This is a genomic window from Enterococcus mundtii (assembly GCF_002947535.1).
GTDB lineage: Bacteria > Bacillota > Bacilli > Lactobacillales > Enterococcaceae > Enterococcus_B > Enterococcus_B mundtii_B.
In genome coordinates this window covers 87,038-103,594 of sequence record NZ_PUAP01000050.1, presented here as the reverse complement: position 1 = coordinate 103,594, position 16,557 = coordinate 87,038, and the positions used below count along the sequence as shown (strand labels likewise).

Annotated in this window: 11 protein-coding genes; all 11 read right to left on the bottom strand. The window is 38.6% G+C overall.

Going from position 1 to position 16,557, the window contains the following annotated elements; all coding sequences use genetic code 11:
• Window positions 1-383: 383 nt before the first annotated feature.
• Window positions 384-1,382, bottom strand: a complete 999-nt coding sequence (gene ftsY, locus CUS89_RS14830; RefSeq protein ID WP_010734424.1) for a signal recognition particle-docking protein FtsY — start codon at window positions 1,380-1,382, stop codon at window positions 384-386.
• A 12-nt stretch (window positions 1,383-1,394) separates the two neighbouring features.
• Window positions 1,395-2,204: a Cof-type HAD-IIB family hydrolase gene (locus CUS89_RS14825; protein ID WP_104872675.1), complete on the bottom strand. Its 810-nt coding sequence runs from the start codon at window positions 2,202-2,204 to the stop codon at window positions 1,395-1,397.
• Between the two features lie 8 nt (window positions 2,205-2,212).
• Window positions 2,213-5,794 carry a chromosome segregation protein SMC gene (smc, locus tag CUS89_RS14820; protein ID WP_104872674.1) on the bottom strand — a complete coding sequence of 1,194 codons (3,582 nt, stop codon included), beginning with the start codon at window positions 5,792-5,794 and terminating at the stop codon, window positions 2,213-2,215.
• Window positions 5,795-5,806: 12 nt separating this feature from the next.
• Entirely contained in the window at window positions 5,807-6,499 is a 693-nt protein-coding gene (rnc, locus tag CUS89_RS14815; protein WP_104872673.1) for a ribonuclease III, read from the bottom strand.
• 1,120 nt (window positions 6,500-7,619) lie between these two features.
• Window positions 7,620-8,246 carry an ATP-binding cassette domain-containing protein gene (locus tag CUS89_RS14810; RefSeq protein WP_104872672.1) on the bottom strand — a complete coding sequence of 209 codons (627 nt, stop codon included), beginning with the start codon at window positions 8,244-8,246 and terminating at the stop codon, window positions 7,620-7,622.
• Window positions 8,239-10,173 carry a DUF1430 domain-containing protein gene (locus CUS89_RS14805; RefSeq protein ID WP_308726900.1) on the bottom strand — a complete coding sequence of 645 codons (1,935 nt, stop codon included), beginning with the start codon at window positions 10,171-10,173 and terminating at the stop codon, window positions 8,239-8,241. The genes CUS89_RS14810 and CUS89_RS14805 overlap by 8 nt, the downstream gene beginning before the upstream one ends.
• 414 nt (window positions 10,174-10,587) lie before the next feature.
• On the bottom strand, window positions 10,588-12,369 hold the full coding sequence (locus tag CUS89_RS14800; protein ID WP_104872670.1) for an oligopeptide ABC transporter substrate-binding protein: 1,782 nt from the start codon (window positions 12,367-12,369) through the stop codon (window positions 10,588-10,590).
• 25 nt (window positions 12,370-12,394) lie between these two features.
• A complete protein-coding gene (locus CUS89_RS14795) occupies window positions 12,395-13,309 on the bottom strand; it encodes an ABC transporter permease (protein ID WP_010734434.1) in 915 nt (304 codons plus the stop codon).
• A gap of 27 nt (window positions 13,310-13,336) precedes the next feature.
• Window positions 13,337-14,299, bottom strand: a complete 963-nt coding sequence (opp4B, locus tag CUS89_RS14790) for an oligopeptide ABC transporter permease (RefSeq protein ID WP_104872669.1) — start codon at window positions 14,297-14,299, stop codon at window positions 13,337-13,339.
• Complete coding sequence (locus CUS89_RS14785) at window positions 14,299-15,243, bottom strand: ABC transporter ATP-binding protein (RefSeq protein ID WP_010734436.1); 945 nt, start codon at window positions 15,241-15,243, stop codon at window positions 14,299-14,301. The genes opp4B and CUS89_RS14785 overlap by 1 nt, the downstream gene beginning before the upstream one ends.
• The gene (locus CUS89_RS14780; RefSeq protein ID WP_010734437.1) at window positions 15,244-16,248 is read right to left on the bottom strand and encodes an ABC transporter ATP-binding protein; all 1,005 of its coding nucleotides are present in this window, start codon (window positions 16,246-16,248) and stop codon (window positions 15,244-15,246) included.
• Between the last annotated feature and the right edge of the window lie 309 nt (window positions 16,249-16,557).

Here is a 16,557-nt window from a genome sequence, read left to right as displayed (position 1 = left end):
CTTAATTTGACAAATGAAAATAGTAAAAACCGCCAAGAAAAAGAATGAAATTGTTTGAAAATGAGAAAAAAGGGGTGTTTTTTTAAAAAAACAACTGATATTTTAGGTAAATGACTGCAAACTGAACAATAAGACAGTACATGGTGAGACAGAACAGTCAAAAAATCGCTGATTCATTTTTGGTTTATACCCGAAATATCGTTCCATAAATATCGCTATTCCATTGGAAGGAGAAAAAAAGAGCCTGAAACAAACGGAACCTCTTCAAAAATAAACGGAAAGCCACGGGAATTTAAAGAACGATTCCCGTGGCTTCTTTTTATTTCTTGAAGTTGAACACCTTTGTTACAAGCTCTTTAGATGAAGTTATGCTCATATACTGTTTATTCTTCTTTCAATAAGCCTTTAAATAGACCGATGACAAAATCATTTGGATCAAAAGCTTCTAAATCATCGATTCCTTCACCCAAACCAACTAGTTTGACAGGTAAGTGCAATTCATTACGAATGGCTAAGACGATTCCACCTTTAGCTGTACCGTCTAATTTTGTTAAAACTAGCCCTGTCACATCAGAGGTTTCTTTGAACTGTTTCGCTTGGACCATGGCATTTTGCCCTGTCGTCGCATCTAACACAAGTAAGATCTCATGTGGTGCTTCTGGTAATTCTCGTTGGATCACACGTTTGATCTTCTCTAATTCGTTCATCAAATTGACTTTGTTTTGCAGACGTCCAGCTGTATCAACAAGTAAAATATCTGCTTGTTGTTCTTTGGCTTTTTCGATGGCATCGTAAACGACTGCCGCGGGATCACCACCAGCTTTGCCTCGAACCACTTCAACTTCTGCACGTTCTCCCCAAACGACTAATTGATCGATCGCACCCGCACGGAAGGTATCTGCTGCGGCTAACAATACTTTTTTGCCTTCCGTTTTGTATTGATGTGCTAATTTACCGATACTCGTCGTCTTTCCTACACCATTGACACCAACAAAGAGGATCACCGTTAATCCTTCTTCTTGAAGATTCAATGTATTGACTTCATCGATGCCTTCTTGCTCATACAGCTCAACTAATTTTTCGATGATCGCATTTTGGATCTCAGCTGGTTTCTTGGCGTTTCTTAGCTTCACTTCTTGGCGTAACGCTTCAGTAATCTTGATGGCTGTTTCAAAGCCGACATCTGCACCGATCAATGTTTCTTCCAATTCTTCGAAGAAATCTTCATCGACTGTACGGAAATTTGCAAACAGTTCATTCATTCGTTCACCAAACGTTTTACGGGTCTTTTCTAGACCCTTGTCATATTTCTCTTGTACTTCTACTTCTTCTGGTGCTTCTTCACCAGTAAAGGCTCGTTTGATCTTATCAAAAAATCCCATAGTATACCTCCTTTACACTAAAACAAATTGTTGGATTGCTTTTGCTACCCCATGTTCGATGTTACTTGCCGTGACATGATCAGCGGCTTCTTTGACAAAAGGTACCGCATTTTCCATGGCTACACCAAGTCCTGCGTATTCGATCATCGGTAAATCATTTTCCTCATCTCCGATTGCCATGATCTCACTACGTTCAAGTCCTAAATCTTTTGCTAATAAAGAAATACCATATGCCTTAGTGACACCTTTTGGCATAAATTCTAATAAAACATTGCGCGTTTTGATAATTTCATACGAATCATAATAAGCGCTTGGAATCTCCTTGATTTTTGCATCTAGTTCTTCTTGCTCATAGGCAATGACTGCTTTATTCAACACAAACTCATCCGTGATATCAGCTAGTACTGCTGGTTGGAATTGCAATAAGTTGTTTAATACATTGTACAACGATTGCTTTTGAGGCGCACTAGGTAATTGCAAGACGACATTATCTGATAAGACGTCTAACGGCAAGTCTAGTTCTTGTGCCAACGCATAAAGACGATGGATATCAGACACAGACATCGCCTTTTTCTCGATGATCTCACCTGTATCATTTTTTTGGACTAAGCCACCGTTGAAGGTAATGCTATAATCGCCTTCTTCGACTAAACCTAGTTCTTGTAAATAATGTGCCATCGCTGCTAACGGACGCCCCGTGCATAAAACGATTTTTACGCCTTGTGCTTTTGCTTCGGCCAAAGCTTGTTTATTCTCAGATGAGATTTTCTTTTCTTCGTTCAATAGTGTTCCATCTAAATCGATAGCGATTAATTTGATCATTTCGTCCCCTACACTTTCGTTTCACTCATTCTTCCTTCTTCATTGATGTCTTCCATACGGACAGAGACGATTTTTGAAACCCCAGACTCTTGCATGGTCACACCGTATAAGACATTCGCAGCAACCATCGTCCCTTTACGATGCGTCACCACGATAAACTGTGTATCGTCTTGGAACTCGCTGAGATAGCGACCAAAGCGTTTGACATTGGCTTCATCTAGCGCAGCCTCGACCTCATCAAGGATACAAAACGGTACAGGGCAGACACGGATAATCGAAAAGAGCAACGCAATGGCAGTTAATGCACGTTCTCCTCCTGAGAGTAAACTTAAACTTTGTAGTTTTTTACCTGGAGGCTGTACTTCGATTTCAATCCCTGTCTGCAACAAATCAGTCGGATCAGTCAACACAAGTTCTGCGCGACCGCCACCAAACATATTTGGGAAAACGACTTTGAATTCTTGGCGGATTGCTTCAAAAACTTCTTTGAAACGAGTCCGTACCTCATCGTCCATTTCATCCATTGTTTCAAACAATTGGTCCTTAGCCGATAATAAGTCATCTCGTTGAGCAGCCAAAAAGGTATGACGTTCATTCACTTGCTCATACTGCTCAATGGCGTTCAGATTCACTGGTCCTAAACGGTCGATTTGCTGTTTTAACGAAGCAACTTCTACTCGACTATTCGCTACATCCGTTGTTTCTTCATAAGATTCGCAGGCTTTTTCATAATTCATCTGATACTCCGTTTGAAGATAATTCAAATGATTATCCAAAATCATTTCCGCACGATTCTTTTGGACCTCTAACTGTGACTGTTCTGTCAAAAGTTCTTTTTGTTTACGGTTTTCAGCTAATAGATCGGCATCCAATGCATCGATGCTTGTTTGCATTTCTTCACGTGACTGTTTGGCTTCTTCAAGAGAAGCTTTTAAGCGATCTCGTTCTGTCGCTAAATCAGCAATTCGTTGATCTAAACTTTCTTCTGTCAGTTCGTGATCAGAGAAGTCCGCAGTCAATGCATGCAGTTGTTGTTCTAGTCCTTCTTGTTTGGCTAATGCTTCATTTTTTTGTACGCGTGCGCCACGTAGTTGGATCTGCAAGTGATTGTATTGCTCTTTCAATACGGCTAATGAGGCCTGCTCCTGTGCTTGTTTTTCCTGGATCTGCGCGCGACGTTCTTCCATCTTGTCACTTTCTTGACTCAATGAACTGATTTCAGCATCGATCTCTTGGCGTTGTACTTCTAGTTCTTGTTGTTTTGCCAAAAGTTCTGCCTGTTGTTTTTGATAATTCTCCATGAATTGTTGCAATTCACGCGTTTCATAACTTGAGATTTGTTGCTCTTTTTCAAAACGAGTGAGTTCGTTGGCCACATTTTGTCGTTGATTTGCTACTTCTTGTTCTTCAAAGCGTAACTGTTCCCCTTGTGTCCGCAGAAGTTCTTGTTCTTCTGCCAAAACCGTTACTTCTTGTTGCAATGCTTGGACTTTCTTTTCTTGACTTTGCAATTCCTGATCGGCTTGTTGAAACTCACTCGTCAATTGTTTTAATTCTTGATTTTGTGCAAATAAACTTCCTTGATTGCCCCGCTTCGTCGCCCCACCAGTCATTGAACCACCGGCATTCATGACATCACCTTCTAGTGAGACCACACGATACTGGTAACGAATCTGTTGGGCAATGGCATTGGCACTTGCTAAGTCTTTTGCTAATAGAATCGTCCCTAATAGATTGTGCACGATTGTCTGGATCTGCTCGGGATAAGTCACTTGTTCGCTAGCGATCCCGATAAACCCGTCAACTGTTTGCGCTTGTGCAAAAATATGTGCAGGTAATTGACGAGGCTTGATTGTCGTTAATGGTAGAAACGTTGCTCGTCCGCCTTTTTGTTGTTTCAAATAAGTGATCGCTTGACGTGCATCGCCTTCATTTTCAACAATGACATGTTGCGCTGAACCACCCAAAGCTGTTTCGATCGCTAATGTATAATCAGCCGGAACATCGATCAATTCAGCAACCGCCCCAACGATCCCAGAGAGGCGTTGCTTTTGTTGCAAGATCAAACGAACACCTTGATAGAAGCCAAAGTAATTTTCTTGGATTTCTTGTAAACTTTTCTGACGTGCCCGTAATTGTTGGACTTGGTTCATCAGTTGATACATTTTGGGCTGTTCTTTTGCCAAACGCTCTTGTGCTTGTTTTCCTTTTGTTTGCACAAGTTCAAGTGACGCTTTGACCTCATTCAATGCTTGCTGCAGCTTTTCATGTCGCTCTGTCAACTCGATTTGCTTGGCGGACATTTCCGCAACATTCGCTTCCACTTCCGATTGTTTTGCTAGTGTTTGCTGACTTTTAGATGTCTCTTGGACATATTGACGCTCCAAGTACTTCAATTCATTGCCGACAGTTGCTTGTTCTTGCATCAGATCGACATACTGATCGCGTAATTCTGCCAACAATTCTTTGGTTGATTTTTGGTATTTCTCCAATTCTTGTTGCGTACTCATCAGCGCTTTTTCAGCTTTTTGGATCTCTGCCTCTTTTTGACTGACTTCTTGGGTCAAAGTCGCTTGTAATTGTTCAAAATGAGCCACTTTTTCTTGCACTTCAGTTAAAGAAGCTTGGTATTCTTTTGAGCTCTTTTGGGTATGCTTCGTTCGCTCAAGTAATACTTCTTTTTGTCCTTCTGTTTGCTTTAATTTTTCTGACAACGCTAATAACGTTTGTTGATTTTTTTCGATCATACGGTCGGCCTGGTTATTTTGTTTGCGTTTGTCGGCTAATAACTGTTCCTTTGTTTGGATCTGCGTCGTTAAGGATGTTAGTGATTGGTTGAACTGATCTAATTGTAGTTGTCGTTCATCCCACTCTTTTTTTGCCGCTTTGATTTCAGCAATCATCAAAGAGATATCTGTGTTAGTCAATGTTTCTTTTAATCGTAAAAACTCCTTCGCAGCCTCACTCTGGGCGGCCAAAGGAGTTAATTGCTCTTCAAGTTCATAGATGATATCTTGGACACGGCTTAGATTATCCTCTGTTTCAAAAAGCTTTTGCTCCGCCTTTTTCTTGCGCTGTTTGTATTTCAAGACTCCAGCTGCTTCTTCAAAAATCCCTCGACGGTCTTCTGGCTTACTGCTAAAAATCGCTTCGACTTTTCCTTGAGAGATGATCGAAAAAGATTCTTTCCCTAAGCCAGAATCCATAAATAATTCTTGGATGTCTTTCAAACGACAAGGTTGTTTATTGATGAAAAAGTCGCTTTCACCTGTTCGACGGTAACGCCGTGTCACACTGATCTCACTATACTCTAGTGGCAAGTAATGATCAGAGTTGTCTAATACGACGGTTACTTCAGCGACATTCAATTGTTTACGGGAATCAGAACCGGCAAAAATAATATCCGGCATTTTCCCGCCACGAAGGCTTTTCGCAGACTGTTCGCCTAGTACCCAACGGATGGCCTCGGTAATATTGCTTTTCCCGCTACCGTTTGGCCCAACGACCGCTGTGACACTATTTTCAAACTCAATGATTGTTTTATCTGCAAATGATTTAAAGCCGGCTATTTCAATGCGTTTTAAATACACGAAGTCTTTCCCTCACTTACTTAGTGCTGCTAAAGCATTCTCAGCAGCAGCTTGTTCTGCTAGTTTTTTCGATTTTCCTTGTCCAGTTCCAATCAACCGATCGTCAACGTATACTTCGATCCAAAAAATACGTTCGTGTGCTGGACCTTCTTCATTGATCAAACGATATTCGATCAACACGTCTCCTGCTTTTTGCAATACTTCTTGTAATCTTGTTTTATGATCCATCTCATGGGAAAAAGCACCGGCACGCACCTTCGGAAAAATCACCGTTTCAATAAACACATGTGCTGCGTCAAACCCTTGATCAAGGTACAATGCTCCTAAAAAGGCTTCAAATAGATCACAAAGAAGCGCTGGACGGGTTCGTCCACCTGAGTTCTCCTCACCTTTTCCTAACAGGATGTACTGATCAAAACGACATTCCTTGGCAAATTTGGACAAACTATCTTCACGTACGATAGCTGCACGAGTTTTGGTCAATTTTCCTTCTGGGATATCTGGATACAAACGATACAGATATTCAGAAACCATCAACTCTAATACAGCATCTCCTAAAAACTCAAGACGTTCGTTGTCGGATAGTTGCAAATTGCGATGCTCATTCACATAGGATGAATGGGTAAAAGCTTGTTCAAGTAAGTTTAAATCGTGAAAAACGATGCTATACTTTTCTTTCAATTCTTTTGTTAGCTGATTGTCCATTTCCCACATTCCTTTATGGCTATTTTTTCAATACTTCCTTATTATACTGGTTTTTTATAAAATATGAAATGGTTGAGACAAAAGGTATGAAAAGCTTTATGAATGATATGAATAAACCTCCTATAAAAAAATAAACTAAGACTAGCAGACACGAAATCCGTTAGATGCTCTCTTTGTTTTCTGATCGTCGTATGTTTATCCTATTGAGAAGTCTCTTCCTTTAGTTGTTCGCCAACACTCAATAATAAATAGGGACGAAGTAGTCTATCCATAACTTCTATGATACACTTGCCGTGGGAGCTGGAGGTAATGCACTATACAATATCAGATTAGTTGCTTTTGCTGTTACATACGAGATCATAAGCATTGACGCATCGATGATTATGATTTCCAATTTATTAGTTAGAATAATCAACATCCACGATTTTTTGTCTAGTCACGAAAATACAGAAACCATTTGAGTGACGTTAACTAACAAAGGATATCGTCAAAATATAATGTAAGTTGGTGATTAAAATTTTTTCAGTAACTAGTTTTATTTTTGTTGTAGTTTTTGTCGGTATAATAAAAATCGTTGCACAGTTAAATGAAATAATTAGCTTGCTACGCTCAAAAAATAAAATCGAGACTGAGTTGGTTGAAGCAATAAAAACAATAAAAGAAAAGAATCATTTTTAGCTACTATTTATCTTAGCTAAAGTAGCACAACCTTAGAGAACAGATAGAATATGAAACAAAATGTTTGAAATAGTACAATACTAAACCACTCCCTCTCAACAGATCAATCAACGCTTGAGCGACGATCTCATCTCTTTTCTATCGGAGTGAAATCGTCGTATTTTATTATTAATACTTGTAAAATTTATCCGTTAATCGATACTTAATTGGACTCTCTTCCCCCAATTTTGAATCCTATTTTTTTACAATTCAGCTTATGCCATTAAGTCATTCGCTGGTTAATCTCTGAGAAGAAGTTCTCTAAGTTAGCTTTACAATGAGTGATGGAAATCAAGCGAAACTCAGAAATCCTTCCTCACTAAAACAAGTGTAAAAAAAACATTCGTTAATATTTCCCCTTGATTTGTATTGGCTATATCGCAATTCATTAATATGCTTATACCTACACTAACCTACTTCTATTTATCAGTTCATTCATATCAACTTGCCCACCTAGTTGTTCTGCCAAATCTAAATCATGGGTGACTAAGACGATCGTCACTCCTTGCTCATTCAATTCTTTCAATGCTTCGATCACAAGTTGCCGATTTCCTTTATCCAAAGAGGCAGTGGGCTCATCAGCAAAAACGATTTTAGGGGTTTGCAAAAACAAACGAGCTAAAGCTACTCGTTGTTGCTCACCTCCGCTCAAACGAAATACTTTTTGGTGCAGTGAGTCTTCCATTTGGAACTTACGGAGTGCAGCAATCATTTTTTTCTCTTCTTTTACTACCAATTGTAAATTTTGTTTGACTGTTTCATTATCGATCAATGCAAAGTTCTGAAATAAAAATCCTGCATATTCACGAAAGAAACGTTTTTTACTTTTACGGTGAAGGAATTGATTATCTATCCATATTTCACCAGAATCTATGGGCTCCAGTTGTCCTAAGCAGTTCAGTAACGTCGTTTTCCCTACACCACTGCTTCCAGTGATCACAGTTATTGAACCAGTCTCTACATGTAAAGATACGTTTTCAAAAATCACTTTTCCTTTATACTTTTTAGTGATTTCTTTGGCTTCAATCATATTTGATCACCTCCAGACGTTTTCTTTTTTCTGATAAATACGTAGTGAATAAAAGGATACATAATTCAAATAATAGTAATAGAATCAAAATCTGCCACCAAGCATGGTTGATGAGTAGCAAGATCAACGCAACAACAGTAGAAATGCCTAATATTATTTCATAATATCTGTGATGCCTCTGTAGCAGAGTCCAACCAGCAATATATTTGAGAAACAGTTTTTTCTTATTCATTTCCACATACAGTAAACTCAAATAGACTTGAATAAAAACAAAGCCCATAAGGATCAAGATCAAAATACTAAGGGTTGTATAATAATCACGTCTCACCCCCATAAGAGATTGATTGATACTATCTTTTACAGCAATCAAGCCATAAAAATCATGTTCCATATGATTTTCTTTAATAAATTCTTGGACAAGTTGAGGGTCTCGAAACAAGTAAGTCCCATTTGAAATATCCTGTATCCATATTTCAATATTTGGTTGGATCAATGGCAATGACATGGAAACGATAATTGGATTGGAAGAAAAAGTTTTTTCATAGGGTTGGAAGTTATAGTTAAAAAGGACTTGGTTTGCTTGCGTATAAAGAATTTTTAACTCGCCTTCGTATGCTTTCGTTTCGTACTCAAAAGAATTTTGATAAAAATCAAGTTCAGCCTCGGCTTCTGGAATGATCATTTCTGTATACATTCGCTTATTTTCAGGAATAAGAAGATAGAAAAAGGAATCATCTAATGAGTCAATCAATTGACCATCCGCATCCTTGATAGCCAATTCTTGTACGGCATGATGGTTGCTTAACCAAAAAGCGTCATTTTCAATATAATTTAGTGTCGGACTACTATGACCAAGTTCATTGTCCCTTAGAAAAATTCCACCTGACTGTTCTGATTTTTCCAACAAGGGAAGCAACCGTGAATTGATTGGTGCTTGTGCTTTCTTTCGCACGTCTTTACTTTCTGCCGGGTTTACAAGTAGATTGGTGTCTCTACTAAATGCCAAGTGATAATAGTCAGGAACTCTTGTCCATTGGGAGAGCTGCTGTTCAAGCTCACGCGTCTCCATTACTTTAATTGATAACGTACTAGCTTGCACCGTAACAAACGTGAAGATGATGATCTTTAATAAAAGGTTCAAACGAAATAATAATCGGTAAGGTTTCCTTCCTTTTATCTTATCTGAAATCGTACCGAACGAAAAAACAATCCAACTCGTAAACAATTGAAGCACCCAAATCATTAAATGACCCCAGAAAAAAATCGGTCGATAAAGAAACTGCAATTGTGGAGACCACCAAGAAAAAGCAATCATCAAGAAAGTAAAAATCGCGCTATCAATGAAACTATCTTTGACGGACACCGTCAGCCAACGTTGTCCTAACATCTCAATCACACCAATTTTCTTACGCAGGGAAGCTTTGTAAAACAGTAAAGCTAAAATCACAAAGAAAAATAGAATAAAAAAGAGTTGTCCGATACTCATCAATAAACCCGCAGTCAATAAATGGAACCATTTTATCTCTTCAATCCCCAATTTGATTCCTTGTTCATGAAAATCAGCGATCATTTCAGATGGAGGGGCTTCTGTTACAATATAAGTCCCCAACACATCTTGATGTTCCATCTCTGTGTAGTCATAAAAATAAGTGGCAACATCCGTTTTTATAGGTGGAAAAGAGTATTCCGATCGTTCCACCTTGTCAAAGGTATAAATTTCTTTTGTCGTCTCACCAGAGGCGCCAATTCTAAAAACCAGTTTATGTATAGCAATTTGATGTTTTTTTGCATAAGCAGAAATCTTTTCATTGACTTCCTCAATCGTCCCACTCGCTTCTTCAATCACAATGCCCGAATGAGCATTGGGGATAGCACTCTTGATTCCTTCATTTCCGATAAAAGAAATGGCATAAAGAAAACTTAACACTGTAACTATAAATAACCCTCGATAGATTTTTTTCATAATGAAAGAAAAAAAGCATCTAAAATATAAGAAAGTTGAAAACACTTTGAACAATATTTGAGAAGTTATGAAATATTGTAACTACATTTATATCTTAGCTACTTATGATTTCTATATCCACCACCCTCCAGATCTATTTTCAGTAAAAAGCGAGGAGCCTCCACATATATTCTCCTCTGAAGATTGATAGTGACTTCTGAACTCTATAAAGTAACAACAAAAATAAAATTTCCTAATTATTCTCCTCCTTTCATATATATTATATACTTTCACATGTTCCAAAAACAGATAATTCCTTTTTTTCCTAATCAAAAAAACCGAGCCAGCCGAGATTAGGAGAATCCTATCTCGAACTGATTCGGTTTTATCATTTAATGATTATGAACGTGAATCTGAAGTGACAGATACAACAGCCCATGGATTGACAGCATCATATGCCCAATTCCAATCTTTAACGCGGTCGTTTACTGGTAATACTTCGTTACGGAACAATGTTGGAATAGCAAAAGCTTCTTCAAATGCGTATTCTTGCCATTTTTTGTAAGCTTCTTTTTGGTAATCTGCATCAAATGCTGCACTTGAATTGATATCATTGATCAATTTTGTGTTTTCTTCTGACTCATAACGAGTGTAGTTGAACGCTGCATTTGCACCCCATAGTCCACTTGGATTTGGATCTGTTCCTGTGTTCCAAGCAGCTTGGTAGATGTCGATTTCTGGATCATCATTTTCTAAACGATCATAGAATGAGTTGAATTCGATCAGACGACCTGTTGTATATTGAACATCTAAACCGATTTCTTTCCATTGTTGTACGTAGTAATCTGCTAATGGTTGCGCTGTTTCGCCACCTGACATTGACGCAAAGTTGATTGTCAACTTGTTACCATCTTTGTCTTCACGGATACCATCTCCATCAACATCTTTATATCCTGCATCATCCAATAATTTATTGGCTTTATCAATATCTTGTGTGAAGCCTTTTAGATCTGCATCGTGGAATCCTTCAAATACTGGTGGAATCAATGAAGTCGCATTGCTTCTTAAACCAGCATAGAAACGTTCGCCTACTGCAGTGTTGTCTAAAGCGTAACCCATTGCTTGACGTAATGATTTGTCAGCCATTTTTGAGTTTGGATCATATTCAACACTTCCACTTTCAGCATCCCATTTACCTAGTTTGAAACCTAAGTAAGTGTATGAAGTTTGCTGACGTCCTAGATTCGTATAGCCAGCGATATCTTGGTATGTTTCGTAAGTATCTGTTGGCATTTGGAAAATCATATCATACAATTTTGAATTCAATGCTTCTGTTGCACTTGCTGTTGGTAATGATTTCATTGTGATTTTCTTCAATTGTGGTGTACCATTCCAGTAGTATTCATTTGGTAAGAACTCTACTGATTCACCAGCAACGATGTTACTCATATAGTAAGGACCAAATGTCACAGGGTTCTTACGGACTTGATCACTTGATTCCATGTCTTTGATAGCAATTCCTTCAAGTGTGTGTTTTGGCGCTGCATATGTCCAAATACCACCACCTGCTTGAAGCATGCTTGGGTTCATTTCTTTATATTCGATTTTAACAGTTTTGTCATCTACTTTTGTAATTCCAGAAATCGTATCTGCACTACCGCTGTTATATTCTTCCATACCAACGATATTACGGAATGTATCATCGTAACGGATACCAGTGTATTCAGAGTTACCGATGATTTCATAAGGGAAAATAACATCATCTGCTGTGACATCGACACCATCAGACCATTTTACGTTGTCTTTAAGTGTGATCGTCGCTGTTTTCGCATCTTCGTCTAATTCTAATGAGGCTGCACCATCGTTTGTGATCGTGAAGTTGTCATCATTTGTAAATAATGGTTCATGTGAAGGCGCCATAAACGCTGCATCAAAGGCATCTTGATAAAATTCCCATTGGAACAATCCTTTGAATTGACTGTCTGTTGCGACTGCAACATTTAACTCACCGTCTTCGATTGCTTCATCATTATTCGTTGTTGCTAATGGGAAAGTCAATTCACTGTTATCCCCATTATCTGCTGAATTATTACCTGACGAGCTAGTTCCGCCGCCATTTCCACACGCTGCTAATGCTGCTACAGATAGCAGTGTGACAAATCCAAAAATCGTTTTCTTCATATCCTATTTTCCCCCTTCACTTCTCTTATCCTAAACGTTGACGCGCATCTGCAGAACGCTTAAATGCTTGTCCAACGTAGTTTATACTCAACATCAACACTAAAATTAGAATTGACGCGGGTAACCAAATCCATTGTCGATTCACTAAAACTTCACCGTTACTTGCATAACCGATCAATGTTCCTAAACTAGGTACATTAGCTGGCAATCCAAATCCTAAGAAAGTCAAAGTGGTCTCGATCCCAATATTTGCCGCAAAGTTCATTGTTAAGTTGGTGATGATCAATGAACTAAGGTTTGGCATGATTTCACGGAACATGATTTTGAAATCACTTGTTCCCATCGTTTTTGAAGCACTGACGTAATCACGTCTAGCTTCTGATAACGTCTTACTTCTGAATAATCGGGCTTTAGCTACCCAATAAAATGCACTCATGATAAAAATAAATGACCAAACGTTATAACGCGAAATGATCGAAACAAATACGATAATGATCAACATGATCGGTAAAATCATAATAAAATCAACAATACGCATCAATACGTTGTCAATGATCCCACCATAAAAACCTGAAAGAATTCCAAGCCCTACTCCGATGATCGACGTAATGATCGTGATAGCAAAACCGATCATCACAGAGTTTCTTGCTCCGATGATCAATTGACCGAAGACGTCACGTCCGCCTTCATCTGCTCCTAAAAGGAATTTTGACCCTTGAGAGGAGATAGCGCCAGGTTCAGCATACTTATCAAAAATACTAACAAACATCACTTTATCTTGGTCAATAAAGATTGCCCCGATAAAAATAACTAATAGTAAAACAACTAACAAAGCCAGTGAAAAAATGGCTACTTTATCTTTTTTAAATTCTCGTGCAATCATTCGTATACCCATTGGTGGGATACTTTCTTGCGCAACTTCTTTGTTTTTATCACTCATGATCGATTCTCCCTTCTGTTTGATTTTTTATTGGATTCGTATACGCGGATCAACAATGCTCATGATAATATCTGACAGCAGTGTTCCGACGAGCGTTGCGATTCCTAAAATCAAGACTAAGGCTGTGATTACGGTATAATCACGTTGACCGATTGAGTCAATAAACAATTTTCCGACACCAGGGTAACCAAAGATTTTTTCGATAACGACAGAACCAGCAATCAATGAAGTGATTTCATACCCCATTTGAGATGCCATCGGCAATGCTGCATTACGGAAAATGTGACGACTGAATACTTTGTTTGTCGGCACCCCTTTGGAACGAGCTGTACGTACAAAGTCTAAGGATTTCGAATCAATGACTTCACTTCGTAAATACTGGATCGTTACTGCTGTGGCTAGAAAGGCTTGTGTGATCGATGGTAATAAAATGTATTGCAATCGATCGATCCATTGAGCGAAAAAGCCTCCTTGGAAACCTAAAGTCTGAGAACCACTTGTTGGGAACCAACCTAAACGATAACCAAAAACAAACAACATGATCAATCCGAAAATGAATAATGGAACAGCAAAACTGAAGAAGTTATAAATAACAACTGCTTTGTCCAGAATCGAATTTTGGTATCGACCAGCTAACATACCTAGTGGTACAGCAATCAAGTAGGTAATAATAACAGTTAAAATAGATAAATATAAAGTATTGATGATTCGTTCCCCAATCAAAGAGGAAACCGAACGTTTATACAAGAAACTTTGTCCAAAATCACCTTGTAAGGCATTTCCGACCCAACGGAAGTATTGTTCATACCAAGGGTCATTCAAGCCCGCTGCTTGACGCATTTGCTCGATCACAGCTGGATCTTGGTTTGGGTTGATCAATCCTGTAAACGGATCTCCAGGCATGGCTTGCGCTAGCATAAAGATCAACACACTAAGAATGATCACTTGTGGGATCATCAAAAGAACTCTTCGTAGAATCGTTTTCCACATTAGCTAGCACCTCCATCTTTCAACGCTACTTTGTGTGTAGTAGTTAGTGTACGTAAATCATACACTCGCCCTGCTGTATCGTAGTAATCTTTTTGATGTTCGATATACTCACGTTCAACATTTCGTCGGTTTTGTTTTTGTATTTCCCGATTGTCTACATCGATTCGTGGAATCGCAGATAGTAAGCGTTTTGTGTAGATGTGGCGCGGATCATTATAGATATCTTCTCGTGTACCGATTTCAACAAATCGACCTTTGTACATGATCGCGATGTTGTCACACATGTGTTTTACGACACCTAAGTCATGAGAGATGAACAAATAGCTCAATCCAAATTCTTGTTGGATACGTTTCATAAAGTTCAATACTTGTGCTTGAACGGATAAGTCTAGCGCAGAAACTGGTTCATCTGCAACGATCAATTTAGGATTCGTTGCGACTGCTCGGGCAACCCCTAAACGCTGTCTTTGTCCACCAGAAAATTCATGGGGATACTTGTATAACGCATCCTCTGGCATCCCAACGATGTCCAATAAGCCTTTGACTTTTTTCTTTTCTTCTTGATCGCTCAAGCGTTCAAAGTTACGGATCGGTTCAGCGATAATGTCTAGTACCCGTTTCTTAGGATTCAAACTAGACATTGAATCTTGAAAGATCATTTGGACGTCTTTGTTGTAGCCGATTTTTTTGCGGTTACTTCTTTTCGTGACGTCTTTTCCTTCATACATGATTTGGCCAGAGGTCACTTTTTCTAGACCGACAACTGCTTTTCCGGTTGTGGACTTCCCAGAACCTGATTCTCCAACTAGTCCGTATGTTTTTCCTTTTTCAATAATAAAATCAACACCGTCTACTGCATAGACATGGTCTGTTACTCGGTTGAAAAACCCACTGCGAATAGGATAGTGAACTTTCAAATCTTTGATTGTAATTAATTCTGACATCTACACCTCTCCTTTTTCGTCTCTAAAGTGGAAATGTTTATAACATGAGCAACGTACCATATGATTCGGTGCGATTTCATGCAAGACTGGATTTTCTTCGTGAGCGCTTGCTGGGATCCAAGGAATCCGTGGCGCAAATCGGCAACCTGTGCGTGGCATATTTTTCAATGAAGGGACCACGCCTTCAATCACGTGTAACTCTGCCTCGTGATTTCCTTCTTGTGGAATCGAATTTAGCAACGATTGTGTATATGGGTGTTTTGGATTTTCAAATAACTCTTTGACTCCTGCAACTTCAACAAATTGTCCACCATACATCACAGCAACACGATCCGCCATTTCAGCTACGACACCTAAATCATGTGTGATCAAGATGATCCCTGTCTTTGTTTCTTCTTGTAAGTCTTTCAGTAAGTCAAGGATCTGTGCTTGGATCGTTACGTCCAAGGCAGTCGTTGGTTCATCCGCGATGATGATCGGTGGCTTACATGCAATCGCAATCGCGATGATCACCCGCTGCCTCATCCCACCTGACAACTCATGAGGATATTGACGGCCAACACGTGCAGGATTCGGAATCCCTACTTGTTCTAATAATTCTAATGCACGTGCTTGTCTTTGTTCAGCAGTCATTTTTGTATGGTAAGATAAACCTTCTTTGATTTGATCTTCAATTCTCATCAGAGGGTTTAATGCAGATAATGGATCTTGGAAAATCATCCCGATATCATTCCCGCGGATCTTATTGTACAAAGTTTCATTCAATTCAATTAAATTTAGATCATTGTACATGATCTCCCCTGTGATCTTTGTATTGTTAGGATCTAATAATCCCATAATCGTTGTAGCTAACGTACTTTTCCCGCAACCAGACTCACCAACGATGGCTAAGATCTCGTTTTTATCTAAAGTAAAAGAAACGTCGTCTACTGCATCGTAGTATTCATCTTTTAGACGGAAGCCTGTGTGTAGGTTCTGAACATCTAATAATTGGTTATCTGACAATCGAATACCCCTCTCTGCTCCCTCGATGGAAGTTTTTAATAAAAAAAATAATCCTACACTGAATAACAACTTAGCAAAAAAAATTAAATAAGTAGCATTCTAAGGAGTGTGTAATTAATTATTAATAATTATATAGAAAACCGTTTTATATTGCAAGATTATTTCACACTGTTGCCAGAATTGTCTGAAAAATCTTACGTAGCTGTGTCAGCTTTTAAGGAAGATTAAAAAAAAATGAGGTACGTACCAATCCCTCTCTTTATCCTACTATTTTTATAAATTAAGAATCATTATAAAAATCTACAAAAA